Genomic DNA, 24,718 nt, shown 5'->3' with positions numbered 1-24,718 from the left:
CACGCCTGCACCTTCGGCTCAGTGATCCCGCGGACGACCCCGCCGACCGAGCTGTCGCCACGGCGCGGCGAGCCGCGACCAGACGGACGGCTCCCGCTCCGCTTCCGGAGCGGCGGGCAGCGCCACGGCGAACTGCACGAACTCCTCCGCCCCGTGATGCACCACTCGGTACAGCGCGGTGCCGATCAGCACGCCGAGGGCGATCGACATGATCGAGGTGAGCGCGGCCGTGAAGTCGGCGAGCCCGTTGTCGGTCGCGAACGCCTCGGTGAGGCCCACGAGGCCGGCGGCCCCCGGCACGAGCAACCAGAACGCGGGGAGGAAGGTGAGCTGCGACGGAGCACCGTGACGCAGTCCGGCGATCCAGAACACGACCGGCGTCACAGCGACCGCCCCCACGAAGCCGCCGATCGTGGGGTCGATGAACTCGGTGCCGGCCCACTGCCCGACGTACGCGACCACCAGCGCGAGGAGCACCCATCCGAACGTCGAGGCGGGGGCGGAGAAGTGCAGGTAGTTGCCGAGCGCGAACACGAGGACGCCGAGCACGCCGACCCACCACGGGAGGAAGGAGGAGGCGGCGAGCGGCTCGTACGACCGGGAATCGACCCCGACGACCGCGCCGGCGGCGAGGATGCCGAAGGCCAGCAGTGCGAGCTGCACGAATCCGTAGACCAGACGCGCAGCCCCGGAGATCATCTGCCCGGCGGCGAGTTCGACGGTGGCGGTGGTGAGCACTCCGCCGGGGAGAAACGTCACCAGCGGCGCGATCAGCAGCCGGATGGGGTCGCCGATCTCGATCACCTCCGCGAGGAGGAAGACTGCGCCCGCGCACACGAAGGCGGCCGCGATCGGCAGGATCAGTTGCAGCGTCGGGGAGCGGACGAGCTTGAGCAGACCGATGCCGAACCCGAGCACGAACGCGACGATCACGCCCTGCCAGGTCGGCGCCAGCAGCAGCGCGAGACCGGCGGTGAGCACGCCGTGTCCGAGAGTGCGGGTGAACCACCCCAGTCGCGGCCGCATCGCCCCGATCTCGTTCAGCCGGCGGATGCCGTCGAGCGGGGGGACGGCGCCGGTCCGCGCCTCCCCGATCAGGTCGTACAGCGCCGCGATCTGATCGAAGCGGAACGAGGCATTGGTCGCCGAGCGGATGGCCACCCTGGACTCATCCGACTCGCCGGTCTCGACGAGGATGATCGTCGGCAGCACCACGAAGTCGGTGTCGTCGCCGCCGTACGCCCTCGCGATGTCGGTGAGGGTGTCGCGGATGCGGTCGACGGACTCCGCCGACGCGTTCATCCCCTGCGCCAGTCCGAGTAGGAACTGGCGGAGCGCCGACCGGTCGACGGTATCGGTCATGTCAGCTGATCAGGAACGAGAGGCCGACTCCGACGATGATGGCGACTCCCACGTAAACGAGGTTCGGCAGCTGGAACGAGTGGTCGAAGACGTACTTGCCCATCTTCGTCGTGCCGGTCTGGTCGAAGGCGACGGTCGCGACCTGGCTGCCGTTGGCCGGCAGGGTGTAGATGCCCATCGTCGCCGGCCACAGTCCCACCAGCAGCGGTGCCGGGAGTCCGATCGTGATGCCGATCGGGACGATCGCGTTGGTCGCGCTCGACTGGCTGGTGGTGAGCATCGCGACCGCGAACAGCGCCATCGCGAACAGCAGCGCTCCGAGGAATGCCGAGGATCCGGAGACCACCGATCCGAGGCCGTCGACGATGAGCGTCTGGTTCGCCGCGACGAAGGTGTTGGCGAGCCACGCGATACCGAAGAGGGCGATCGCACCGACGATGCCGGCGGGGAACGTGGGCTGCTTGGGGACGTCGGCGGCCTTGACCTTGCAGAACACGAAGATCAGCGCGGCGATGATGCCCATCGTGACCTCGATGATGACCGTGACGCTGAGGCGCACCGGGTCGCCGGCGTCGTCGGTGCCGATCACGGGTCGCAGTCCCTCGAACAGGCCGAAGAACACGATCACGCCGACGCCGATGAGGAAGAGCGTGGCCGAGAGCACCGCGGTCTTCGGCAGCTTGTTCTCGTGCGCGTCGACCTGCGGCGGCTTGATCTGTCCCTCGGTCAGACGGCGCTGGAACTCCGGATCGTCTTCGAGGTCCTTGCCGTGCCGCATCATGACGAGCGCGGCGACGAAGAGCCCGGCGATCGAGGCCGGCCACATGATCAGCAGCAGTTGGCCGAGGTCGACGCCCTGCGGGGCGAGCAGCACGACCATCGAGGCGGTCGCGGCCGAGACGGGCGAGCAGAGGATGCCGACCTGCGAGGCGACGGCCGAGACCGACAGTGCGCGCTCGGGGCGGATCTTCTGCTGGTACGAGACGTCGTAGATCACGGGCAGCAGCGGGTAGAAGATGTTTCCCGTGCCGGCGCCGACCGTGAAGAGGAACGACATCGCGGGGGCGAGGAATACGACGGATTTCGGCTTGCGCCGAATCACTTTCGCCGCGACCGACACCATCCAGTCGATGCCGCCGGCCGCCTGCATGGTGGATGCCGCGGTGATGACCGTGATGACGATGAACACCGCATCCACCGGGGCGTTGCCCGGGGCTTCGCCGAACACGAAGATGAGCACGGCCACGCCGACCAGGCCCCAGACGCCGAGACCGATCCCGCTCGTGCGGGTGCCCATGTAGATCGCGCCGATGACGATGATCAGCTGCGCGATGAGGATCCACACGTTGTCGTTCATGACGACGGTCCCTTCACGATCGGGGCGTTCCCGGTGAGCACGGTCGTCGGGAGCTTCGTCTCGACGATCCTCCCGTCGATCGCTTCGACCCGGAGCGCCAGAGCATCCTCGACCGGGCTGATCGCGGTGACGAACTCGGAGTTCTCGAAGTGCAGCGACTGCAGATTGCCCACCGCGTACCCGGTCGAGAGCTCTCCGCTCAGAAGCGAGGCGTGGAAGAGGGGACGCCGCTGATCCTCGGCGTCGTAGTGCGGGCAGAAACTGCCGTGCAGGAAGCCGAGTCCTTCGGGCAGCACCTGCAGGGTCGGGCCGTAGCTGTCGGTCGTGCCACCCTCGAACCAGCAGATGCCGCCGGCGCTGCCCCCGGTGAACACGACGTTCGAGTCGGGGTCCTCCCACATCTCCCGCATGATCTCGTCGAGGCCCTGGCGCTTCCAGACGTCGAGCATGTTCGCGGTGTTGCCGCCGCCGACGTGGATCACGTCGAAGCCCTTCACGAAGCCGGCCAGGTCGTCCACCGCCCGATGGAACAGCGGGAGATGGTGCGGCGCGCACCGGTCCGAGTCGTAGGTCGAATAGAAGCTCAGGATGTAGGCGGCGTCGTCGCCGGTCGCCGTGCCGACGAAGAGGACCCGGGGTCGCTCCTTGCCGGTCAGCTCGAGGATGTAATCGTGCGTCGGGTCGTTCCGACGCTCCATCATGGCCTTCCCGGCCCCTGTTGCCACCACGTGAGACATGCCCCCACCTCTCGACGACTGCGAATGCGCTCAACTTAGCGGCGCACCGAGGCCGTCGTCCAGAGTGCTTTCACCCCGGGCGGGCGACCTGGCGGACGGGAGCTCAGCCGTTGACGCGTGCGGTGGCGACGAGACCTTCGAGGAGGGCGTGCGTGCGCGCCCGAGGTCCGTCGGGGCGGATGCCGAGGACGTTCGCGAGTTCGAGTGCCAGCGCGGCGTGGCCGACGGCGCTCGGGTGGAACGGATCGTTCATCAGCCCCCACGGCACGCCGCCCGCGCCGAGCTCGGCGAATCGCGCGAACTGGTCGACGAGGATCACGTCTTCGCTCGCGGCGACCTCGCGCACGGCCTGGGCGAACTCGCCGATCCGCGCCCGCTCCGGGGCGTTGCGGGTGTCGATCGCGGGTGGGGTCTGCAGCACGGGGATCGCTCCGAGAGCGCGCACCCGCGCCACGAAGTCCCGCAGTGAGCCCGCGTAGTCCGCCGCCGAGATCACCTCGCGGGGTCCGCCGTCGGAGGCGTCGTTGGTGCCGATCATGAGGGTGACGACATCCGGCCGCCAGGACGCGACGCGGCGGTCCCAATCGTCCAGGAGGTCGACGATGCGGTTGCCGCTGATGGCCGTGTTCAGCACGATGTCGCGCACGCGCTCGAGCTCGCCGCGGATCAGCTCGTGCAGGTGCTCCGGATAGCTGCGACCGCCCTGCGTGTGCACCAGGCCGTGCGTGATCGAGTCGCCCGTGATGATCCAGTTCAGCGGAGCCGGATCGGCCAGTGCGGCGGCGAGACGGCGAAGGTCGGCGGCGGCGGATGCGGGAGCGGGGGATTCGGCGTTCGACACGGCTCCGAGCCTATCGGCGGAGCGGCTCCCGTCGACGAATGCCGGAACGTCGATATACGCACCCGGATTCACGCGGTCGACGGACGCGGCGACACGTACTGTCGGTGCGGACCCACCGGCAACCACTCATCACGTCGGCCACGGGAAGCCTCCCGGGGGCCGATCGAGGTACCCATGAACAAGTGCTCGACACCATCCGCACCCGCCCACCTGCCGACATCCTCGGTGATGATCGTGTTCGGAACCCGCCCCGAGATCGTCTAGCTCGCCCCGCTGGTCCGCCGCCTCGGCGACGCCGCCTACGTCGTCCACACCGGTCAGCACTACGACCGCGACATGTCGGCCGTGTTCCTGAAGTCCTGCGGAATCACGCGGGTGCACCGCCAGCTTCGGATGGGCGGGCTCCCGCGAGCCGCGCAGATCGGCCGCGGGGCCGAGCAGATCGCCGAGACCATCGCCCAGGTCGAGCCGAGCTACGTCGTCGTGCAGGGAGACACGAACGCGACGATCGCGGCCGCCCTCGCGGCGAACGCCTCGGGTGTGCGGCTCGGTCATGTCGAAGCCGGGCTCCGCGCCAACGATCGCCGGATGCCCGAGGAGCACAACCGGATCATGGTCGACCACATCGCCGACGACCTGTTCGCGGCGACCCTGGCGAACCGCGCCAACCTGCTCGCGGAGGGCATCGATGAGGAGCGTATCCTCGTCACCGGCAACCCCGTGGTCGAGGCCGTGCAGGCACAGCGTGCCGCTGCGGGGCCCGACGTCGACGAGCTGGAGCGTCTCGGTCTCGAGCCCGAGACGTACGTGCTCGCCACGCTGCATCGGCAGGAGAACGTCGATTCGCCGGACAACCTCCTCGCGACGCTGCATGCGTTCAACGAGATCGCCGCGTCGGGGTGGCCGGTCGTCTTCCCGGTGCACCCGCGGACGCGCGCGATGCTGAAGGCCCTCGGCGCGGAACACCTGCTCGATGCGCTGATCGCCGAGGAGCCGTATACCTACGAGCGGTTCCTCGCTCTCGCCTCGCACGCCGCGGTGCTGGTCTCCGACTCCGGCGGCATCCAGGAGGAGGCCACGGTGCTCGGACGACCGGTGCTCGTCGTCCGCGACTCGACCGAGCGACCGGAGGCGCTGGGATCCTTCACCCGGCTGGTCACCCCGCAGACCCTCGCGGGAGAGACCTCCGCACTGCTCTCGACGGTCACCCGCACCCTCGCCGACCTCGATGCCCTCCCGTCGCCGTTCGGCGACGGTCACGCCACGGAGCGCATCGCCGAGCACATCCGCGCCGCGGTCGCCGGCGCGCGCGACGAGAGCGCATGATGCATCCTCGGCTGTCCGCTGCTGTTCGAGGTCGCGATGCTCGTCGCCGCTAGCGCCATATCGTTCATCGTCACGCTGACGTTCCTCGTCTACGTGTTCATGATCATCGTTCCCTTCCTGCGCCGCACGCCGGACCCCGATGGTCGCGTGGATGCCTTCGCGTGGCACATCTTCGTGCCCTGCCGAGATGAGGAGGTCGTCATCTCGCGTACCATCCGGATGCTCCGCTCCACGGTGCCGGAGGCACACGTCTGGGTGATCGACGACGACAGCGATGACCGCACCGCGTCGATCGTCGCAGCCGCCGCAGAGGCGGACTCCTTCGTGCACCTCGTCCAGCGCCGGCGCCCCGACGCGAGGACCGGCAAAGGGGATGCGCTCAACGCGGCGTACTTCGCGTTGAACACGTTCCTCCCCGCCGACACCGACCGCTCGCGCGTCGTCGTGTGCGTCGTGGATGCCGATGGCGAAGTGGCCGAGAACATCCTCCGCAAGGCCGCCTCACCCCACGCGTTCGGGGACCCCGAGGTCGGGGCGGCGCAGGTCACCGTCTACATGAAGAACCGAGACGATCGGCGCCCGGTCCCGGACGCCGGTTGGGCCCGCAACGCCTTCGGACGATTCCTCATCCGGATGCAGGACCTCGAGTTCCGCGGACCGATCGCCGCGATCCAATCCCTCCGTGGCTGGACCGAGACCGTCGGGCTCGGCGGCAACGGCCAGTTCACGCGCCTCTCGGTTCTGGACGACATCGCCGCGCGGTCGGACAGGCCGTGGCACGGTTCTCTTCTGGAGGACTACGAGCTGGGGATCCACGTGCTGCTGGCGGGGCACAAGAACCGTCATCTGCACGACACGTACGTCGCCCAGGAGGCGCTGCACGACTTCCGGCGGTTCACGGTCCAGCGCACGCGCTGGGCGCAGGGGAACATGCAGTGCATCCGCTACATCCCCGAGATCGTCCGATCTCCGATGCTCACGAACGCCGGCATTCTCGAGATCTGCTACTACCTGCTTCTCCCGGTCTTCCAGGTGGTGGCCAGCCTCGCTGCGGTGACCCTGGTCGTCGGGGCGATCGTGGGAGTGGTCTCCGGGGCCTTCGCGCTCCCCTGGGGCATCCTGCCCGTCCTCGGCATCCTCTTCCTCCTGTTCGGCATCGGCCCCTTCTTCGTCTGGGGGCCGCTCTACCGGCGGTACAGCGAGCCCGATGCCGGATTCTGGACGGGGGTCCTCTGGGGATTCGGGATGTGGGTGTACGACTACTACGTCTATCTGACGGGTGCCCGCGCTCTCTACCGGATCGTCCGCGGCCGGAACGGGTGGGCGAAGACCCGCCGCAACGCGGAGATCGATGTGGCCGGTCCGATCGCGAAGGACGCCTGATGCAGCGCACCGCCTCCCCGTCTCCCACCGTTCGCGTCAGGACTCCTCGCCGCTCTTCGCTCGCGATGAAGCTGCGGCTGATCGCGGGAGCGGGGTTGATCGCCGCCGCTGTCGTGCTCGTCTTCCTCGAGGCGCAGGTCGTCGTTCTCGAAACGGAAGTCGCCCGCCTCTGGTTGCCATGGATCACTCCGGGCGCGCTCGACGCCGCGGTCGAGTCCCCGGTGGTGTTCCTCGCTGCGCCGCTGTGGGTGCTCGGGGGTGTGATCCTGGCCGCGACGCGCGTGAGCGGGCGCCGAGTGTGCATGTCGGTGGTGCTCTCCACGCTGCTGATCCTGGCGACGAATCAGCTGCGGCTCGGCGTCGTCGCGTGGGGAGCGTTGGCGGCGGGATCCGTTGAGGGCTACGAGGTCGCTCTGCGTCTGGGTGGATCCGTGCTGAGCATCCTCGGGTTCAGTGCCGCCTACTTGGTCTTCGTGATCGTGATCGCCGACCTGCCCCTGTTCGGCCGGAGGCGGACTCCGTCGGCCTGAGCCTCCTGCGGTACGGTGGGCGAGTGAGCCCTGAGTCGAATAGACGCTAGATCGCGGGTGTGAGCGCACGTCGTGTGCTCCCCGCATCCTCGTCGACCTCACTCACCCGCCGCACGGCGCGCCTCGGAGCGCGCGCGGCTCTGCGCGTCTGGATGCTCCATGCCTCTGCTCATCCCTGTCCTCGCTCTGGCGATCTTCGCCCAGGGCACCAGCGAGTTCATGCTCGCCGGTCTTCTGCTCCCCCTCTCCGCCGACCTCGGTGTCGACCCGTCGACCGCCGCCCTGCTGACCTCCGCCTTCGCAGTGGGCATGGTCGTGGGTGCGCCGCTGATGGCCGTGTTCGCCAGCCGCTGGCGTCCGCGGCAGACCCTCGTGCTGCTCCTCGTGATCTTCATCGCCGCGCATGTCATTGGCGCCGTGGCCTCGTCGTTCCCGCTGCTGCTCCTCACCCGAGTGCTCGCCGCCCTGGCGAACGCCGGTTTCCTGGCGATCGCTCTGGCCACCGTGCGGGGAATCGTCGCACCGGCCCAGACGACCAGGGCGGTCGCCGTGCTGCTCGCGGGCACCACGCTCGCCACGATTGTGGGCGTGCCGGCGGGCGCAATGCTCGCGAACGCGTTCGGGTGGCGCTCCACGTTCTGGGCCGTGGTGCTGCTCTGCCTTCCCGCGGTCGTCGCACTCCTTCTCGACCGCACGCTCGGTGCGGTCCCGCGCTCGCCGCAGATCGACGTGCGCACCGAAGTCGCCGAGCTTCGCCGCCGCCCGGTTCTCGTGGCCGTGGTGCTCGCCGTGCTCGTGAACGCCGCGACCTTCGGGGTGTTCACGTTCCTCGCCGTCATCGGAGCGGATGCCGGGGTCGGAGCCTCGTGGATCCCGCTGCTTCTTGCGGTGTTCGGGGTCGGTGCCTTCCTCGGGGTGGCGGCCACCGGGCGCTGGGCGGCGCGCCGACCGCGCACGTGGATCGTGTTCGGCGCCGTGGCCACGACCGTCGTCTGGGTGGTCTTCGGCCTCGCCGCCGCGTCGATTCCGGCCGTGTTCGTCGGTGCGCTGATCGGCGGGCTGCTGTCGTTCGCGGTCGGCTCCTCGCTGATCGCGCGCATCGTCGGTGAGGCCGAGGGAGCACCGGTGCTCGGCGGCGCCTACGCCACGGCGGCGCTGAACCTCGGCGCGGTCGGAGGGCCTGTGCTCGCCGGCATCGGGTACTCGGGCGTCGGTGCGCCGGGCGTGCTGTTCGTCGCGGCGGGGATCACCGCCGTCGGGGTGATGCTCACGCCGTTGCTGCGACGATGATCGCCCCGTACCGCGATGGATGCGAAAGACTGGAGGCATGACTTCGCCTGTGCTCGACTCGCTCCTCGCCCGCATCGTCGAGAGCGGGCTGCTCGAAGACCCGATCGCCGAGAACGGTCTCGTGTACGGACGGGCGAGCATCGATGCGGCCGGCACCGTGGTGAACGTGAACATCGATCCGGAGCTCGACGAGCACGGCGAAGATGTCGACCATGAGGCACTGATCGCGGCGGTCTCACGCATCCTCTCGGTCGGGGAGTCCCGGTGGCGGGCCATCGTCGACGAGGTCGCCACCGACATCGATGACGCCGTCGACGACGAGCCCGTGATCGAGCAGATCGACCTGCGCGACGACCTCGAGGCCACGTCGGTCGTCGTCTTCGCCGATGCGGTGCTGCTCGCTTTCCTCGCCCCGAAGCAGTTCCCGGACTCGCGGATCCTCGTGCAGCTCGACGAGGAGCTCGAGGTCGACGGTGTCGAGGTGCGCGAACTCGACGGCACCGAGACCATCGACTTCGACACCCTCGACGAGCTGCTCGACGAGATCAGCCGCGCCGACGAGAGTTGAGTTGTCGCGAGTTCAGGCCGTCCCGCCGGATCAGGCGATTGAGCCGAGAATTTGCCTGATTCGGCGCGATCGCCTGACGTGCGCGGTCGCCTGAGTGGCGACAGGCCGCGGAGGGATGGGAAAGGGAACGGATGAGCAGCAGCGCGGGCTCCGTCTCGCCCCCGGAATCTCGCCGGCCGGGACGGGGGAGCATCCTGCTGTCCGTGCTGGGCTCGGCGGTGGTCGGATGCGTGGTGGCCTGGTGGATCACGGTGGCGCAGCGGGTGCCCGTGCTGTCCGACGCCGACCTGGCGGACGTGCGGTTCGGGTTCCCGCTGCCCTGGATCACGCAGGACCACTCGTCGAACCCCTTCGCGGCGTATCCGGCCGACGTCACCCTGCGTCTCACCGGTCGCACCGGCATCCCCTATCCGACCACCTACGAGTGGCTGCCGTTCATCGGCGACGCGCTGATCTGGGGCGCCGCGGCCTGGGTGCTCGGGATGCTCGTTCTTCCGGCGGTGGTTCGCGCGATGCGCGCGAGGTCAGGGCGCGACCGTCCACGCTATTGAGGGCAGGTGACTATCCGAGGTTCAGCGCGCCGTTCATCACGAGATTTGTGATGAGGAGGGCGATCAGTGTGATCGCGATACCCGCTGCCGGGAGAAGCCAGGCCAGCCGGAGTCGAGATCTTGTGAAGAAGTATGCGCCTGTCGTTACGACGAAGACGATCAGGTCCGTCATCCAGAATCCGCGGGTGACGGTCTCGAGCGTCGGGTAGTCGCATTGACCGGAGCAACCCGCGATCTCGAGGGTCCGCGCCAGAACGACCAGCGCAGACACGACCGCCACGAAGAGACTCACCCACGCCAGGTTGTCACCGATCTGCGGTCGTGCGCTGCGCTGGTCGTTCATTTTTCTCCTGTGCCTCGTCTTGCGAGATTACGTGACCTCGTGAGGCACATCGCCGGGCGGAGAACTCCGCGTTGGGCGGAAGAATACGCCTGGATCCTCCGCCCGACGGCGAGTTCTCCGCCCGACGCGGCGGCGCCTACAACCACTTCTTGTAGCGGAAGACCCCGTACAGCGCGACGGCGAACGCGGCCATCGCGCCGATCGCCATCGGATAGCCGAAGGCCCAGTGCAGCTCGGGCATCACGTCGAAGTTCATGCCGTAGACCGTGCCGACCAGCGTCACTAGAGTTTTACCAACTAAGACGTGACCTGGGAGTACAGAATGCGTGTAGCCATTGTTGGAGTGGGGGCGGGCGGTCTAGCGACCGCACTGTCGATGTCGGAAAGGGGGCCGGATTCGCTGGACCTCACGCTGTTCGATCCGCTCTTTAAGGATCCTCATCAGTCCGCTCGCGGTCTGGCGTATCAAGCGGACCACTGCGAGCCTCTGCTTAACGCGCCGGCGTCGATGATGTCCGTCCGCGAAGAAGACGAGGGCGACTTCGTCCGATGGATCCGTCGCAGTAGCGCGCACGCCGATGAGTTTGTCTCCCGCACGGTGTTCGGGGAGTATCTGTCCGAGTCCTTGGATTCGCTCAGGCGTCAGTGGGTGGCACGGTCAGGGACGCTGCACTGCGTCCCCTCAGAAGCCACCTCGATAAGCCGCACCGACGGCGAAAGGTTCTCGGTGTCTACCAAGACGGCGCGCTTCGACTCCTTCGACGCCGTCTATCTGTGCATCGGATGGAGCAAAGACGGTGCAAGCGCAGACGGTGAGATCACGCCGTACCCTCTGGATGAACTGATACTCCGGGCGATGGACGCCTCCCATGTGGGCATAGTCGGAACCGGTCTCACAGCAGTCGACGTCGCAAGGGCGCTCCTGTCTAACGGATTTCGCGGGCGGATCACGCTCGCGTCTCGTCGGGGCCTATTGCCCGGGTCACGTGTCAGCGAGTGCCTCGTTCCGACCGTCCTCACACGAGCGACACTCGCCGACCTGGAGTCTCTCGACTTGCGGACCTTGCTCCACTTTGTGGAGCTCGAAGCGCAAGCTCAGTGCATAAGTCTTGAAGCTCCCAGAAGGTTCTTGAACGGCGATGTGACGCCCCAGGAATCCCTTCGGGGTAGAGCCGATCCGGAGCGATGGCGTGCTCTATTCGTCACGTTGTGTGACGAGGTGATGGCAGACGCGTGGCACCTGATGGACGACGAAAGCCGGAGAGTCTTCCGCCGATGGTTGCATCCCTACTTTCAGTCGTGGTGTAACCCGATGCCGCCGCCAACCGCTGCCATGCTTGCAACGGCGATGGACGCAGGGCAGCTCGTTGCTCGTGGTGGACTCCGGAGAGCCGAGGATCATCGCCTCGTGTTCGGGAACGGTGAATACCAAGACGTGGATCTGACCGTTTCTGCGCGCTTGAGTTCGGCTGATTCCATCGCCGACATGAAGAGCCTTCTGGTGCAGAGCCTGATCGATGGGGAGCTTGCCGTACGTCATGACTTTGGCGGGTTGCGAGTGCAATACGGCACGTGGCGGATCATGACCCCGGATGGGGCGCATGTGCCGATCTACGCGATTGGCAGCCTTGCTCAAGGGGCTCGGTATTACGTGAGCGCGCTCGACAGCATTGTGCGGACCGTACCTGAGGCGGTCGAGGATGCGGTGCGAACGTTTGACGACGAGGCATGGAGAACACCCTCCATGCCTTCACATTCCGAGAAATGACGCGGATGCGAGAGAGACGCCCGGCGAATCGGTGGGCTGTGTTCACCGTGGGCATCGTTTCGCAGGTGGTCTTCAGCGCGACTTTCCTGGGCCTACCTGCCGCATCGGTCCTCGTACAGGACTCCCTGGCGCTATCTACCGCCGGATTGGCGCTTGTGCTCGGCAGCGCGAGCATTGCAGTGGTTCTCTCCGAATTCCCCTGGGGTATGGCTGCCGACAGGTTCGGCGAGCGCCGCGTTCTTCTGATCGGCGTGATCGGGACCGCGACGATGCTGGCGGTCATCGCCGCGGTCGCCTCTTCGGCGCGGCTGTCTGTGTGGGTGCTGGCCGGGCTGCTTTTCCTGGCGGCGGGAATGGGCGGGGCCGTCACAGGCCCGAGTGGGAGTGCGATCCTCGGTTGGTTCCCCGCGCGCCGTCACGGCACGATTCTCTCGTTGCGGGTCGCAGCGGTGCCGGCAGGCGGTGCAGTGGGAACCCTCGCGTACTCTTGGCTTCTGTCTCGGAGCGGCGTAGGGCCGACATTCGCGACATTCGCCGGCGCGTGTGCTCTGTGTGCTGTTCTCGTCTGGGTGTTCGTGTTCGACCCTCCGAAGGTTTCGCTGAAGGAAGGCTCCTCCGCGCGGAGATCGGCCCTGCCGGCGCTGCGGAGCGTCGGCGTGTGGCGCGTGGCCGCCAGTGGATTGCTTCTCGACATCTCGCAGTTCTTCGTGCTGACGTTCGCTGCAGCGATCCTCGCCGACCAGCACGGGTATCCCCCAATCGCCGGTGTGGCAGCTGTCGCCGCGATGCAGCTCGTCGGCGGCGCGCTGCGGGTCGCCGCGGGGATCGGCACCGACTTCGTCCCGTGGATGAGCCGAACGACGGCGGTTCGCGCCATGGCGGTCGTGCAGGCATGCTGCCTTCTCGTCGTCGCGTGCGGCCGGAACGTTCCTCTTTACGCCTCGCTCAGCGCGATGATCCTTGCCGGCGTTGCCAGCTGTGCGTGGCAGGGCGCTCACTTCGCTCAGATCGCTGCCCTCGCCGGCCCGGGGCAAGCGGGGACCGCGTTGGGCCTCAACAACACCGCAACCTCACTCGGGGCCTTCATCCCTCAAGTCACAGCAGGCGCGCTCGCTCTCGCGGTCGGTTGGGGAAGCGCGACCATGCTCTTGGGGGTGATCCCGGCGGCGCTGGCTGTCTTCCTCTTTCCTCGAGCGCCTGTCGAACAGTCTGGCGACAGGCCTACCAGTTGTGCAACCTCGTGAGACTCGACGCCGGGCGGAGAACTCCGCGTCGGGCGGAGGAATACGCCTGGATCCTCCGCCTGACGGCGAGTTCTCCGCCCGACGCGGCGGCGCCTACAACCACTTCTTGTAGCGGAAGACCCCGTACAGCGCCACGGCGAACGCGGCCATCGCACCGATCGCCATCGGATAGCCGAAGGCCCAGTGCAGCTCGGGCATCACGTCGAAGTTCATGCCGTAGACCGTGCCGACCAGCGTCGGCGCGAAGATGATCGCCGCCCAGGAGGAGATCTTCTTGATCTCGTCGTTCTGTGCGAGCCCGGCCTCGGTCTGACGGCGGGCGACGAGTGCGGAGTGCACGGTCAGCGCGTTCTCGAGGATCGCCCGGAACGAGTCGACCCGCTCGTTGACGCGGATCGTGTGGTCGAGCACATCGCGCAGGGAGCGCTGCAGCTCCTCGTCGATGCGGTACTTCTCCGACCCGCGACGCAGCCACTCCAGCATCCCGTTCAGCGGGTGCACGGCCCGCTGGAAGTTGATGACCTCGCGGGAGAGCTCGTAGATGCGGCGGGAGAGCGCGCTGTCGTCATCGCCGTCGCCGAAGAGCTGGTCCTCGATCTCGTCGATGTCGTTCAGCAGGCCCGCGACGATCGGCTCGTACCCGTCGACGACCTCATCGAGGATCGCGTAGAGCACCGCCTCGGGGCCCATCGCGAGCAGTTCGGGGTTGGCCTCCATGCGCATCCGCACCGCGGCGAGGTTCGGCGACTCGGCGTGGCGGATCGTCACCACGAAGTCGGGGCCGACGAACAGGTGCAGCTCGCCGAACTCGATCGACTCCTCCTTGTCGCGGTAGCGCGCCGGACGCAGCACGGCGAAGAGTGTGTCGCCGTAGCGCTCCACCTTCGAGCGCTGGTGCCCGGAGAGGGCGTCCTCGACGGCGAGCGGATGCAGATCGAACTCGCGCGCGACGGATGCGACCTCCTCGGGGCTCGGGCGGTACAGCCCGATCCACGCGATGCCACCGGCGGCATCCAGCATCCGGTAGGTCTCGTCCAGGTTCTTGGGGGTCTCCACGCGACGTCCGTGGACGTACACGCCGTTGTCGATGAGCGCCATGATTCGGCTCCGTTCTCGCAGGTGCACGGCAGCAGCAGAGAGCTCCGTGCGCGGATTCGTCAGGGGGCGGATGACGCCGCCGACGGCTGCGGGAAGGACGTGCGAGAGCGGACCGGAAAGGTCAACGCATCAGTGCAGGGAGTCTCGACGCAGCGAGGGCGGCGTCGTAACTATCACCGGACATCGCCATCACCGCCTTTCGGGACTCTTCGGGCCGAGCGACCCAAGGGGTCAGCATACTCCTGCCGCCTGGGAGGAGGTGTACGGGCGATGGCCTGCGGCTCGGGCGCGGGCTGGTGGCACGGTCATCCGAGAACCGTCAGATAGGTGTCGTACCAGGAGGCGGCGATCTTCGTCGCCGTATGAGCGAGGGGCACGCGGACGGGGGTGCTGAAGGTCCCTGCGGTGTTGCCGACTCCGGCGCCACCGGTGTCGTTCAGCCCCGCGAAGTAGACAGCGCCCGTGTTGAGGAGGAACAGGGTCGTGTCGTTGGCCATGGCGACGTCGGTGACCACGCTGCCGGCGGGCATCGCCACCGCGGTCAACGTCGTGCCCGGCGTAGCGGAGCTGCCGATGCCCTGTGAGCTGCTGGTGTTCGCGCCGAGGGCGTAGACCGAGCCGTCGGTCATGATAACGAGCATGCGGTACTGCCGGACGATGACCTTCGCGGCGGTCTTGCCCGCAGGCAGCGCTTTCTCCACGAGGTAGAACGTGCCGCTGCCTCCGTATGCAGCCGTGCCCGCCGTGAACAGGCGACCGTCTTGGGTGACCACAGCCGACGAGTGCCAGCCGATCCCCCCGGAGACGACCCCCGTGATCGGCGTGCTCGGCCCGGTGAGCATGACCAGCCCCGTCGAGCCGGCCGCGGCGCTGACCGCGCTCCCCTGCGCGGAGTATCCGTAGCTGTCGGCGCCGGCGACCATGGCCTGCCCGTTCTCCAGCACCATGAGGACCGCTCCGTAGGGGTTGACCTCCGCGGTGAGGGCGCCGGAGGGCATCGTGTAGTTGTCGCTCACGCGCTGCCAGTAACGGGTGTTCGTATAGCCCGTACCGAAGCCGCTGAGCTCGTTGTCGCCCGTGGCCCAGACTCCGCCCGACGCGTCGACGGCGGTGGAGGAGAGCTGGTCGGTGCCGGTGCCGATGTAGGTGATGCCGCCGAGCTGGGCGCCCGGTCCGGTGAGTGCCGCGACGACGGTCGATCGACTCGTGGTGGTGCCGTCGCCGATGATGCCGGAGGCGTTGTAGCCACGCCCCCACAGGTTTCCGTTCTGGTCGGCGTAGAGCAGCGTCGAATAGCTGGAGCCGATCGCCGTGGCCCCGGTGATGGAGAGGTTGTCCCAGAGGGGGACCGCACTTGTGCGCGCCACACTCAGGTCGTCGGAGCCGGTCTGCCCCTGCGCCGAGTATCCCCACGCCACGAGCGGCACCGAGGTGACCGGCTGGGCCGACAGGATCGTGAAGGCTCGCGGGGACTCCACCCGCACCGGGCCCTGCGCGGGTTCCGAGCGGTTGCCGACCACGCGGAACTCCACCGTCCCGGTGGCGCTCGTGGTGAAGGTGCCTTCGCTGAGATCCGCGAACGGGCCCGACTCGAACGCGAGGCCGTCGGGGAGCACGATCGTCACCGCGGTGTTCGGCACGAGGGCGTTGGTGGTGATGTCGCGGACGGTCGCGGTGTAGACCGGTGTGCGTCGGCGGTCCTGCAGCGCCGGCGGCAGCGACGACGTGGCCGAGGTGCCGACCGGGATGACGCGGGAGATCGGCGGCGTCGTGGCGATCAGACCCGTCAGGGTGAGTGTGTGCCCGAGATCGCAGGTCGCTGAGCCTCGCCCTCCGCCGAGGGTGCCGATGGCCACGGTCCGCGACGCGGGCGCCGATCGCCACTCGGTGCCCGCCCGCGTCGACACCGCGACCCCCACGCTCGCCCCCGCGAGCGGACCCAGCGCCCCTTCGAGTTCTGTCGCGGTCACGGTGACCGTATAGGTGTACAGCCCGGCGGCCGGCCCCGTCACCTGGATGCGATCGGTGGGAGCTTCGAAGCTCGCCCCCGCGCCGATCGCGAATGTCGCCAGCATCCGTGCGGGATCGTCGAGCTCCGAGGTCCACCCGATGGTGACGCCGCTCATCGCCCCGTTCGTCCCTTCGTTCTCCGTCGTGCAGACCGTGATCGTGGGAACGTCGAGAGTGCCCGCCTCGACCGGTCCCTCGGCGTATTGGGCGTCGAGCCACGCGGCCTCCGTTGTGCTGAGGAGGGCATCACCGCCGACGCTCGCGGGAGCGACGGAGACCGTCAGCGCGGCGAGACAGGCCGCGGTGAGCAGGACGAGGAGTCGACGGAGCGCCTTCATTCCGTCCTCCCCGGGACCGTGCGGCGGCGGGCGAGCAGGGCGATCCCGATTCCGACGAGCACCGCAGCGGGCGCGGCCAGCATCACGAAGCCGGAGCCACCGGTCGGCGGAAGCTCCGACTCGCCGTCGATGCCGGTGTCGACGGTGTCTCCGGCGGCAGTCGCCCGCACGGTGACGGATGCTCCGGCCGCGGCGGCCTCGGGCGTCTCGGGTTGCGCGGTGAGAGCGACCTGCACGTGGACCACCGCCGGCGTCGTGGCCGTGTCGAGTGGCTGCCACAGGCCGTCGGGAAGCAGGGGTCCTTCGGGGCGGAGCACCCGCTCACCGGAAGCGCACGTCCCGTCGGATAGCCATGGTTCGGCGCAGGCGCGCACCTCGGCCCGCAGCCCGAACCGCGCATCGCCCGTCGACGAGAGGGCGAGCGCCAGTTCCCCGTCCGGAGGCGCCGCCGACGCATCCACATCGAGGTGCCAGAGGAGGGGGTCGAGCGGGTCCAGCCCCTGGACGCCGGCGCCGGCGAGGTCGGAGCGGACGACGAGGTAGTCGGACGTCGTCGCGGCATCGGCCGACGAAGGAGTGAGTGTGGCGCCCATGGCGGACGCCGTGACGATGAGCACGGTCGCCAGCGCGCCCCGACCCGCGGAGACCTGCGTCGCGGTCTCCTCCGGCGGGGGCATCGGGCCGGGTGGCGCATCATCGTCGTCGGGCCGTGTCGTCTCCCGCCGCGGCCAGAACGCCCACGCGACGAGGAACGCGGTGCCGAGGGTGAGCGAGCCGAGCACCCAGGGGTTGCCGAACTGCGCGATCACGGGCGCGAGATTCGGCACCGATCCGCGCACGATCCGCGCCTCGGTGATCGTGTAGCTCGTCGGGTCGTCCACCGGGTTGGCGTCGCCGCGCATCGTCAGCACGCGTTCGGCCGGCCCCGCGCCATCGCGGACGCTCGTGACCCGGTGGGTGATGGGCAGTGTGCCCGCGCGGTCGACCGTGACCACGTCGCCGACGACGATGTCGGATGCGGGGACCCGCTGGACCAGCGCGACCGAACCCGCGGGGATCGTGGGCGACATGGAACCGGTCTTGAACATCATCAGCGAGTAGCCACCCGTGAACGCCAGGACGGCGAACACGATGCATGCGGCCCCGCCGATCGCGGCCATGGCGAGCACCACGTCCCGGACGAGGCGGCTCGTCCGGGCGGCACCGCGTGCGAAGGAGGTCATCCCGTGCTCCCCGTGATGACCCAGGTGGGAGTGAGGGCGACACCCTGCGTGATCGCCGGCGCATCGATCGGCAGGGTCAGGACGATGCAGTACGTCACCGTGGAGCCGCCGGCGGCTGCGACCTGCTGGGCCGGAAGAACCGGGATCTGCGTGAGACCGGTGACCTCGACTCCCGGAGTGCTCGCGGTGCACTCGGGTGGGGTCGGATCCGTCGACGACGTCACCGAGGCGCGCACGAGCAGCGCGTCCCGCAGCGCCGCCTCGGGACTGCCGGCGGCCGGGTCCACCGAGAGCGCGACGCCGCTCAGGCTGACGCTTCCATCCACCGACCCCGTGCCCTGCACCTGCACCCACGCCGCCGCACTGTCACCCGGGTAGAGAGGTGCGAGCGTCCAGCTCAGCGCAGCGGGATCGGCCTCGGGATGCGTCGCGAACGCGCCATCGTCGGTGCGGGATGCCAGGGCGAAGCTCCCCGCAGCGAACGGCGACCGAGCGATCTCACTGTCGGACCAGGATGCGAGGGTGCCGGCCGAGCCGACGCCCAGGAGCAAGGCGCAGGCGAGCAGGGCCTGGACGCGCGTGAGCGTTCCCAGGCCCCGGTCGCGCGCGCGCCGAGCCACGATCTCGTCGTCCGGTTACTGGGAAACCGCGTCCCACTGCCAGAGCGCGGTGCCGGTCTCGCCCTGAGTGATCGTCGCGCCGGCCGTGACCTGCAGGCACAGGTACACGATGTCGCCCGGATCCATGGTGGCGGGCACGGCAGTGCCGGCGGCGAAGGCGGCGGCGTCACAGCCGAACGCCGCCGTCGAAACCGCGCCGAAGGTCAGCTGGCCGGTGAGGTCTCCGGTCACCACCGGCGCCACGGCCGTCAGCCCGGCCGGCGACGTGCTCGCCGCGGTCAGCTGCAGGGCGAAGGGCGCGTAGACGACGTCATCCGGTGAGAGGTTGTCGAAGCCCGTGCTGAACGTCAGCGTGGCCGCGTCGCCCTCCACCGCATGATCCGCCCACGTGGCGCCATCGGTCGAGCCTTGGAATTCGAATGTTCCTGCCGCGAAGTCGCTCGTCGCGAACTCCGAGTCATTCCACGCGGCGAGCGTCAGCGCGGAACCCACGCCGACGACGAGCCCACCGGCGAGGACGGCGAAGATCTTCCTTCGGGTCTGAGCAGAGCGCTCCGATCCCGTCAAAGCAGTGCGAACCATGATTCCTCCTGGTCATCCTGCTCCCCCGCGTGAAGCATAGCCATCGCCGGGATTCCGCATAAGGGGTCGTTCGTGGCTGCTCGATCTCGATTCCACGACCTGACCCGGTTTCACGTCTGATGTGTAAGACGTTACTGTTGGTTCGCTGCGTGTCCCGACCATCGTCGGACGGGACCACGGCATCCCCTGCGGTACCGCTCTACCAGAAGAGGGTCTTTACGGACCGGCACGTCTGGTCTACGGTTCGCTTCAACAGCACTCCTGGGGGATCGGCAGCATCCGCGACGAGGGAGAAACATGATCACGTCCACGCCTCGTGCGGGATTCCGCCGATTGCTGAGCGCGCTGGCCGCGGTTCTCCTGGTCGCCGCCGGCCTCGTCGGAGTCAGCATGGTGACCGCGCCCTCGGCGCTGGCCGCCCCCAATCTCATCTGCACCGGGTCGACGGTCTATGCCACGAATCAAGGCTTGGCGGACGGCGACCTCTGGCAGATAGACGGTACGACCGGCGCAGCAACGCTGGCAGCCGACCTCCCCGGTGACTTCGTCGTGAATCAGCTCGGCATCTCGCCGGGGGGCGGAGCGGTCTATTTCACAAAGCAGGGCGTCCTCTACAACTACACGCTCGCGACAGAGGCCTTCGTTTCGACCCCAGCTCTCGCGCTCCCCGGATACGGCACGGTCGGCGGTGCCGTGAACCCTGCCAATGGGCTCTTCTACTATGGCGGCGTCGGCCCTGAAGGCTTTCGGATCGCCGTGTACGATCCAGCGACGAACACCAACCTCGGTGTCGCCGCTACGGTTCAATTGCCGACGGGGATCACGCTCGGCAACTCCGACTTCGCATTCGACACCCAGGGGCGCATGTACATCGTCGGAAACGTCGGCACCGTGGGGACCGCCGGAAACATCTTGCGCGTGAACGGCCAGGTTCCCTCGACGGCAGCCGATGTTGTCCTCACCTCCTCGCGTCTGACTTCCATTGCAGCCGTTCCCGGGGTGACCTATGCAGGTATCGCCTTCACCGGAAACGGTGATCTCTACGTCGGCGGCGGTACCGGGATGCTGCGTGTCAACCCGACGACTGGAGTCGTGGCCGCACAGCTGTCGATCACGGGGCCGGCCAGCACGAACATGACGGACTTCGCCACCTGTGACTCGCCTCCGACCCTGACGGTGGAGAAGGACGTCGTCGGCCGGTTGCAGCCTGGGGACCAGTTCGCACTGGACATCACCGGCGGCGGCATCGTCCCGGGCCCGGGTTCATCGGGCGTTACGGAGGGCTCCGAGGACGGACTTCAGAACCAGTCGTCGGACGAGATTGCCGGTGCTGTGATCGTCCAGCAGGGGGACACCTACGACTTCGCAGAAGCAGCATCGGGGACGACTGATCTCGCGAACTACGTCTCGCGATGGGAGTGCACGGATTCGGATGGTGATGAGCTGAGCGCGGGTGATGGTTCATTCGGAGCCGTCACCATCCCGGCGGTCGCAGGCATCGCCGTGGTGTGCACCATCTTCAACGACCCGCTCATTCCCGGGCTCACGCTCGACAAGCGCGTCACCGAGGTCATCGACACCAACGACAACGGCTACAACGACGTCGGGGATCAGATCCAGTGGGAGTTCGAGCTCACCAACACCGGCGAGACCGAACTCACGGGACTCACCGTGAACGACGACGTGCTCACTGCGGCGGGAATCGGCATCACCTGCGATCCCGCTGCACTCGCACCGACGGCGTCGGTCGTCTGTACGGCCGACGCGCCGTACACGATCACGGCGGCCGATCTCTCCGACGGACAGGTCGTCAACACGGCGACCGCGTCCGGCACGCCCCCGGGGCAGCCTCCCGTCGTGACTCCCCCCGACACCACGAACACCCCGGTCGGCGGCTACACCGTGGTCAAGTCGGCCGACCCCGCCTCGGGTGCCGCCGTGGCGAGTGGTGACGTCATCACGTACACGTTGACGGTGAGCCAGCAGGGCCTCGCCGCAGTCGTCGGCGCCTCGCTCGAGGATGACCTCGCCGCGGTGCTGGATGACGCGGACTACAACGACGACCTGGCCGCGACGTCCGGCACGTTCTCATTCGATGAGGACGCGGAGTCGCTCGAGTGGTCGGGTGATCTCAGTGTCGGTGGAGTGGTGACGATCACCTACTCGGTCACGGTCACGGGTGCGGGCGATGGGGAACTCGCGAACGTGGTGACGAGTCCTGGGTGCACCACGGAGTGCAGCACGGATCATCTGGTGGGTTCGTATTCGGTCGTGAAGTCGTCGGATCCGGAGTCGGGTTCGAGTGTGCAGGCCGGTGACGTGGTCACGTACACGCTGACGGTGGCGCAGTCGGGCCTGGGTTCGGTCCGGGGGGCGACGCTCGATGACGACCTGGCCGCGGTGCTCGATGACGCGACGTTCAACGGTGATGCGGCGGCGACATCGGGCACGGTCGGTTTCGACCCGGCGACGGCGACCGTGAGCTGGGACGGCGACCTCGCTGTCGGTGCGACGGTGACGATCACGTATTCCGTGACGATCACGGGAGCCGGCGATGGAACGCTCACGAATGTCGTGGAGAGCCCCGGTTGTACGACGGCGTGCTCGACCGAGCATTTCATCGGCAGCTACACCGTCGTGAAGAGCTCCGACCCCGCCGACGGATCGACGGTCACGATGGGTGACACGATCGAGTATTCGATCGTGGTCACGCAGACGGGTGACGGTGCGGTGGCGGATGCTTCCCTCTCGGATGACCTCGCCGCGGTGCTGGACGATGCGGACTACAACGGTGACGTGAGTGCGACCGCGGGTGACGTGGCGGTCGATGCCAGCGTGCTCACGTGGAGCGGTGCGTTGGGCGTCGGCGACACGGTCACGATCACGTACTCGGTGACGGTGGACGGTGCCGGTGACGGCACGTTGACGAATGCGGTCACCAGCCCGGGATGTGCGGACGAGTGCTCGACTGAGCATCTCTACGGTGACTATGCGGTCGTGAAGTCGGCCGATCCCGTGTCGGGCTCGAGCGTCGAGGCCGGTGACACGGTGACCTACACGCTCACCGTCACCCAGTCCGGGCCGGGTGCGGTGACCGCCGCGACCCTGTCGGACGACCTCACCGCGGTGCTCGACGACGCGGACTACAACGACGACGTCGCCGCAACTGCGGGGTCGGCGGTGGTCGACGACTCGACGCTCGACTGGTCGGGTGATCTCGGCGTCGGTGGGGTGGTGACCATCACCTATTCGGTCACGGTGACCGATGGCGGTGACGGGGAGCTCGCGAACGTCGTCACAAGCCCGGGTTGCGCCGAGGCGGCAGAGTGCGGCACGGAGCACTTCGTCGGCGCTTACACCGTGGTGAAGTCGTCGGATCCGGAGTCGGGTTCGAGTGTGCAGGCCGACGATGTCGTGACGTACACGCTGACGGTGACGCAGTCGGGTCCGGGATCGGTGACCGCTGCGACGCTCGACGACGACTTGGCCGCGGTGCTCGATGACGCGACGTTCAACGGTGATGCGGCGGCGACATCGGGCACGGTCGGTTTCGACCCGGCGACGGCGACCGTGAGTTGGGACGGCGACCTCGCCGTCGGTGCGACCGTGACCGTCACCTATTCCGTGACGATCACGGGCGCGGGAGACGGCACTCTGACCAACGTCGTCACCAGTCCCGGCTGCGACACCGAGTGTTCGACCGCACATCTGGTCGGCGGCTACACCGTCGTGAAGAGCTCCGACCCGGCGGCAGGATCGACGGTCGCAGCCGGCAGCACGATCGAGTACACGATCGTCGTCACGCAGTCCGGTGCCGGCTCGGTCGCGGATGCGACCCTGTCCGACGACCTCGCCGCCGTGCTCGACGATGCAACGTACAACGATGACGAGACCGCGACCGCGGGAGACGTGGCGTACGACGCCGGGACCCTCACCTGGAACGGTGCCCTGGATGTGGGCGAGACGATCACGATCACGTATTCGGTGACGGTCACCGGGGCGGGCGACGGCGTTCTCACGAATGCCGTCACGAGTCCAGGATGTGCGGACGAATGCTCGACTGAGCATCTCTACGGTGACTATGCCGTCGCGAAGTCGGCCGATCCCGTGTCGGGCTCCAGCGTCGAGGAGGGCGACACGGTGACCTACACGCTCACCGTCACGCAGTCAGGCCCGGGTGCGGTGACCGGCGCGACCCTGTCGGACGACCTCACCGACGTGCTGGATGACGCCGACTACAACGACGACGCCGCCGCGAGCATCGGCACCCCGGTGTTCGACGACGCGGGGGAGACCCTGGCGTGGACATCCGACCTGGCGCCGGGGGCAGTGGTCACGATCACCTACTCGGTCACCGTCACGGGTGCGGGCGACCTGACGCTCGCGAACGTTGTCACGAGCCCGGGGTGTGCCACCGACGCCGAGTGCAGCACTGAGCACTACGTGGGAGCGTACGTCGTGGTGAAGACGTCCGAACCGGCGTCGGGTTCGACCGTTGCCGAGGGTCAGGTGGTCGACTACACGATCACGGTCACACAGACCGGGCCGGGAGCCGTCACGGGGGCGACGCTCTCGGACGACCTCGGCGCTGTGCTCGATGACGCCGCATACAACGGAGACGTCGCCGCAGACGCGGGAACCGCGACGATCGACGGATCGACGCTCACGTGGGCCGCCGACCTCGCTGTCGGCGATGTCGTCTCGATCACCTACTCGGTCACCGTCGGTGACATCGGTTCCGGTGACGGGACGCTGCGCAACGTGGTGACGAGCGCGGGCTGCGCGACCGAGACGGACTGCGCGACGGTGGACGAGGTGGGCTCCTACGAGTTCTCGAAGACCTCCGACCCCACCTCCGGGTCGACGGTCGCGACCGGCGACACCGTGACCTACACGGTCACCGTCACGCAACGAGGAGTCGGTCCGATCACCGGTGCCACCGTCGACGATGATCTGTCGGGAGTGCTCGACGACGCGACGTTCAACGACGACGCCACGGCCACCGCCGGATCCGTCGTCCGCGACGGAACCGAGTTGCACTGGAGCGGAGATCTCGCCGAGGGTGCTGTGGTCACCATCACCTATTCGGTGACCGTGACGGGTGCGGGTGACCGCGAGATCGGCAACGTCGTCTCGACGGCCGACCCGGCCGGGTCGTGCGACCCCGACGCGGAATGCGCCACCGCCCACCGCGTACCGCCGCCCACCGGGCTCGCGATCACCGGCGGCGAGCTCGCGCTCGGCGGCCTCGTCGCAGCCGGACTCCTTCTCGCCCTCGGCGGGGGATTGGCCCTGCGCCGGCGTCGTGAGCACCTCGATGTGAGCTGATCGGAAGGATGGATGTGGTGGCCCCGCGGCCCCACCGGGGCCCCCAAATGTGGAAGGGGGCGATAGAGTAGGTGTTTGCCCCCGCCCCCCCCCCCCCCGCGCCCGCCCCCCCCCGGCCCCGGGGGGGGCAGAGGTGGGGCCACCGAAGACCGCTGGTCATCAGGCGTGCGCAAGCACGCAGGATCGAAGCTCTGCACAGCAGGGGCCCGCGCAGGACAC

General features: G+C 68.2%; 19 protein-coding genes and 1 pseudogene. 9 read left to right on the top strand and 11 right to left on the bottom strand.

Annotated features, from left to right (window positions below):
• Positions 1-18 precede the first annotated feature (18 nt).
• The 4 genes from ACWGO6_RS17750 to ACWGO6_RS17735 form a co-directional block, all read right to left on the bottom strand.
• Entirely contained in the window at positions 19-1,362 is a 1,344-nt protein-coding gene (locus ACWGO6_RS17750; protein WP_452327498.1) for a threonine/serine ThrE exporter family protein, read from the bottom strand.
• A 1-nt stretch (position 1,363) separates the two neighbouring features.
• Entirely contained in the window at positions 1,364-2,719 is a 1,356-nt protein-coding gene (locus tag ACWGO6_RS17745) for an anaerobic C4-dicarboxylate transporter family protein (RefSeq protein ID WP_452327497.1), read from the bottom strand.
• Complete coding sequence (locus ACWGO6_RS17740; RefSeq protein WP_452327496.1) at positions 2,716-3,456, bottom strand: Type 1 glutamine amidotransferase-like domain-containing protein; 741 nt, start codon at positions 3,454-3,456, stop codon at positions 2,716-2,718. The genes ACWGO6_RS17745 and ACWGO6_RS17740 overlap by 4 nt, the downstream gene beginning before the upstream one ends.
• A 103-nt stretch (positions 3,457-3,559) precedes the next feature.
• Positions 3,560-4,297: an SGNH/GDSL hydrolase family protein gene (locus ACWGO6_RS17735; RefSeq protein WP_452327495.1), complete on the bottom strand. Its 738-nt coding sequence runs from the start codon at positions 4,295-4,297 to the stop codon at positions 3,560-3,562.
• Between the two features lie 273 nt (positions 4,298-4,570).
• Here ACWGO6_RS17735 and wecB point away from each other — a divergent pair, with 273 nt between their 5' ends.
• The 6 genes from wecB (at position 4,571) to ACWGO6_RS17705 (ending at position 9,945) form a co-directional block, all read left to right on the top strand.
• Complete coding sequence (gene wecB / locus ACWGO6_RS17730) at positions 4,571-5,623, top strand: non-hydrolyzing UDP-N-acetylglucosamine 2-epimerase (protein WP_452327526.1); 1,053 nt, start codon at positions 4,571-4,573, stop codon at positions 5,621-5,623.
• Positions 5,624-5,659: 36 nt separating this feature from the next.
• A complete protein-coding gene (locus ACWGO6_RS17725) occupies positions 5,660-7,006 on the top strand; it encodes a glycosyltransferase (RefSeq protein WP_452327494.1) in 1,347 nt (448 codons plus the stop codon).
• Positions 7,006-7,536, top strand: coding sequence for a hypothetical protein (locus ACWGO6_RS17720; RefSeq protein ID WP_452327493.1), 531 nt, complete (start codon positions 7,006-7,008; stop codon positions 7,534-7,536). Before ACWGO6_RS17725 ends, ACWGO6_RS17720 begins: the two co-directional genes overlap by 1 nt.
• 159 nt (positions 7,537-7,695) lie before the next feature.
• Positions 7,696-8,826 carry an MFS transporter gene (locus ACWGO6_RS17715; protein WP_452327492.1) on the top strand — a complete coding sequence of 377 codons (1,131 nt, stop codon included), beginning with the start codon at positions 7,696-7,698 and terminating at the stop codon, positions 8,824-8,826.
• Positions 8,827-8,863: 37 nt separating this feature from the next.
• Entirely contained in the window at positions 8,864-9,394 is a 531-nt protein-coding gene (locus ACWGO6_RS17710) for a cytochrome C5 (RefSeq protein WP_452327491.1), read from the top strand.
• A 131-nt stretch (positions 9,395-9,525) separates the two neighbouring features.
• Complete coding sequence (locus ACWGO6_RS17705; protein ID WP_452327490.1) at positions 9,526-9,945, top strand: hypothetical protein; 420 nt, start codon at positions 9,526-9,528, stop codon at positions 9,943-9,945.
• A 10-nt stretch (positions 9,946-9,955) separates the two neighbouring features.
• Here the strand turns inward: ACWGO6_RS17705 and ACWGO6_RS17700 are convergent, their stop codons facing one another.
• Positions 9,956-10,288, bottom strand: coding sequence for a hypothetical protein (locus ACWGO6_RS17700; protein WP_452327489.1), 333 nt, complete (start codon positions 10,286-10,288; stop codon positions 9,956-9,958).
• 136 nt (positions 10,289-10,424) lie between these two features.
• Positions 10,425-10,568, bottom strand: a pseudogene (locus ACWGO6_RS17695) (CorA family divalent cation transporter); the annotation flags it as partial.
• Between the two features lie 24 nt (positions 10,569-10,592).
• On the opposite strand from ACWGO6_RS17695, the gene ACWGO6_RS17690 reads away from it, so the two are divergent.
• Both ACWGO6_RS17690 and ACWGO6_RS17685 read left to right on the top strand, forming a co-directional pair.
• A complete protein-coding gene (locus ACWGO6_RS17690) occupies positions 10,593-12,056 on the top strand; it encodes an FAD/NAD(P)-binding protein (RefSeq protein WP_452327488.1) in 1,464 nt (487 codons plus the stop codon).
• On the top strand, positions 12,017-13,300 hold the full coding sequence (locus tag ACWGO6_RS17685; RefSeq protein WP_452327487.1) for an MFS transporter: 1,284 nt from the start codon (positions 12,017-12,019) through the stop codon (positions 13,298-13,300). The genes ACWGO6_RS17690 and ACWGO6_RS17685 overlap by 40 nt, the downstream gene beginning before the upstream one ends.
• Before the next feature lie 93 nt (positions 13,301-13,393).
• Here the strand turns inward: ACWGO6_RS17685 and ACWGO6_RS17680 are convergent, their stop codons facing one another.
• The 5 genes from ACWGO6_RS17680 to ACWGO6_RS17660 form a co-directional block, all read right to left on the bottom strand.
• Entirely contained in the window at positions 13,394-14,398 is a 1,005-nt protein-coding gene (locus ACWGO6_RS17680; protein ID WP_136041767.1) for a magnesium and cobalt transport protein CorA, read from the bottom strand.
• Positions 14,399-14,703: 305 nt separating this feature from the next.
• Positions 14,704-16,746 carry an RCC1 domain-containing protein gene (locus ACWGO6_RS17675; RefSeq protein ID WP_452327486.1) on the bottom strand — a complete coding sequence of 681 codons (2,043 nt, stop codon included), beginning with the start codon at positions 16,744-16,746 and terminating at the stop codon, positions 14,704-14,706.
• The gene (locus tag ACWGO6_RS17670) at positions 16,743-17,969 is read right to left on the bottom strand and encodes a S24/S26 family peptidase (protein ID WP_205820284.1); all 1,227 of its coding nucleotides are present in this window, start codon (positions 17,967-17,969) and stop codon (positions 16,743-16,745) included. The genes ACWGO6_RS17675 and ACWGO6_RS17670 overlap by 4 nt, the downstream gene beginning before the upstream one ends.
• On the bottom strand, positions 17,966-18,589 hold the full coding sequence (locus ACWGO6_RS17665) for a SipW-dependent-type signal peptide-containing protein (RefSeq protein ID WP_452327485.1): 624 nt from the start codon (positions 18,587-18,589) through the stop codon (positions 17,966-17,968). Before ACWGO6_RS17665 ends, ACWGO6_RS17670 begins: the two co-directional genes overlap by 4 nt.
• A gap of 15 nt (positions 18,590-18,604) precedes the next feature.
• Complete coding sequence (locus ACWGO6_RS17660; protein WP_452327484.1) at positions 18,605-19,171, bottom strand: SipW-dependent-type signal peptide-containing protein; 567 nt, start codon at positions 19,169-19,171, stop codon at positions 18,605-18,607.
• Between the two features lie 297 nt (positions 19,172-19,468).
• On the opposite strand from ACWGO6_RS17660, the gene ACWGO6_RS17655 reads away from it, so the two are divergent.
• Positions 19,469-24,499, top strand: coding sequence for a beta strand repeat-containing protein (locus ACWGO6_RS17655; protein WP_452327483.1), 5,031 nt, complete (start codon positions 19,469-19,471; stop codon positions 24,497-24,499).
• Positions 24,500-24,718: the final 219 nt, after the last annotated feature.

The sequence above is a fragment of the Microbacterium sp. NPDC055665 genome (assembly GCF_053618035.1).
This window is presented reverse-complemented; position numbering and strand designations above follow the sequence as displayed.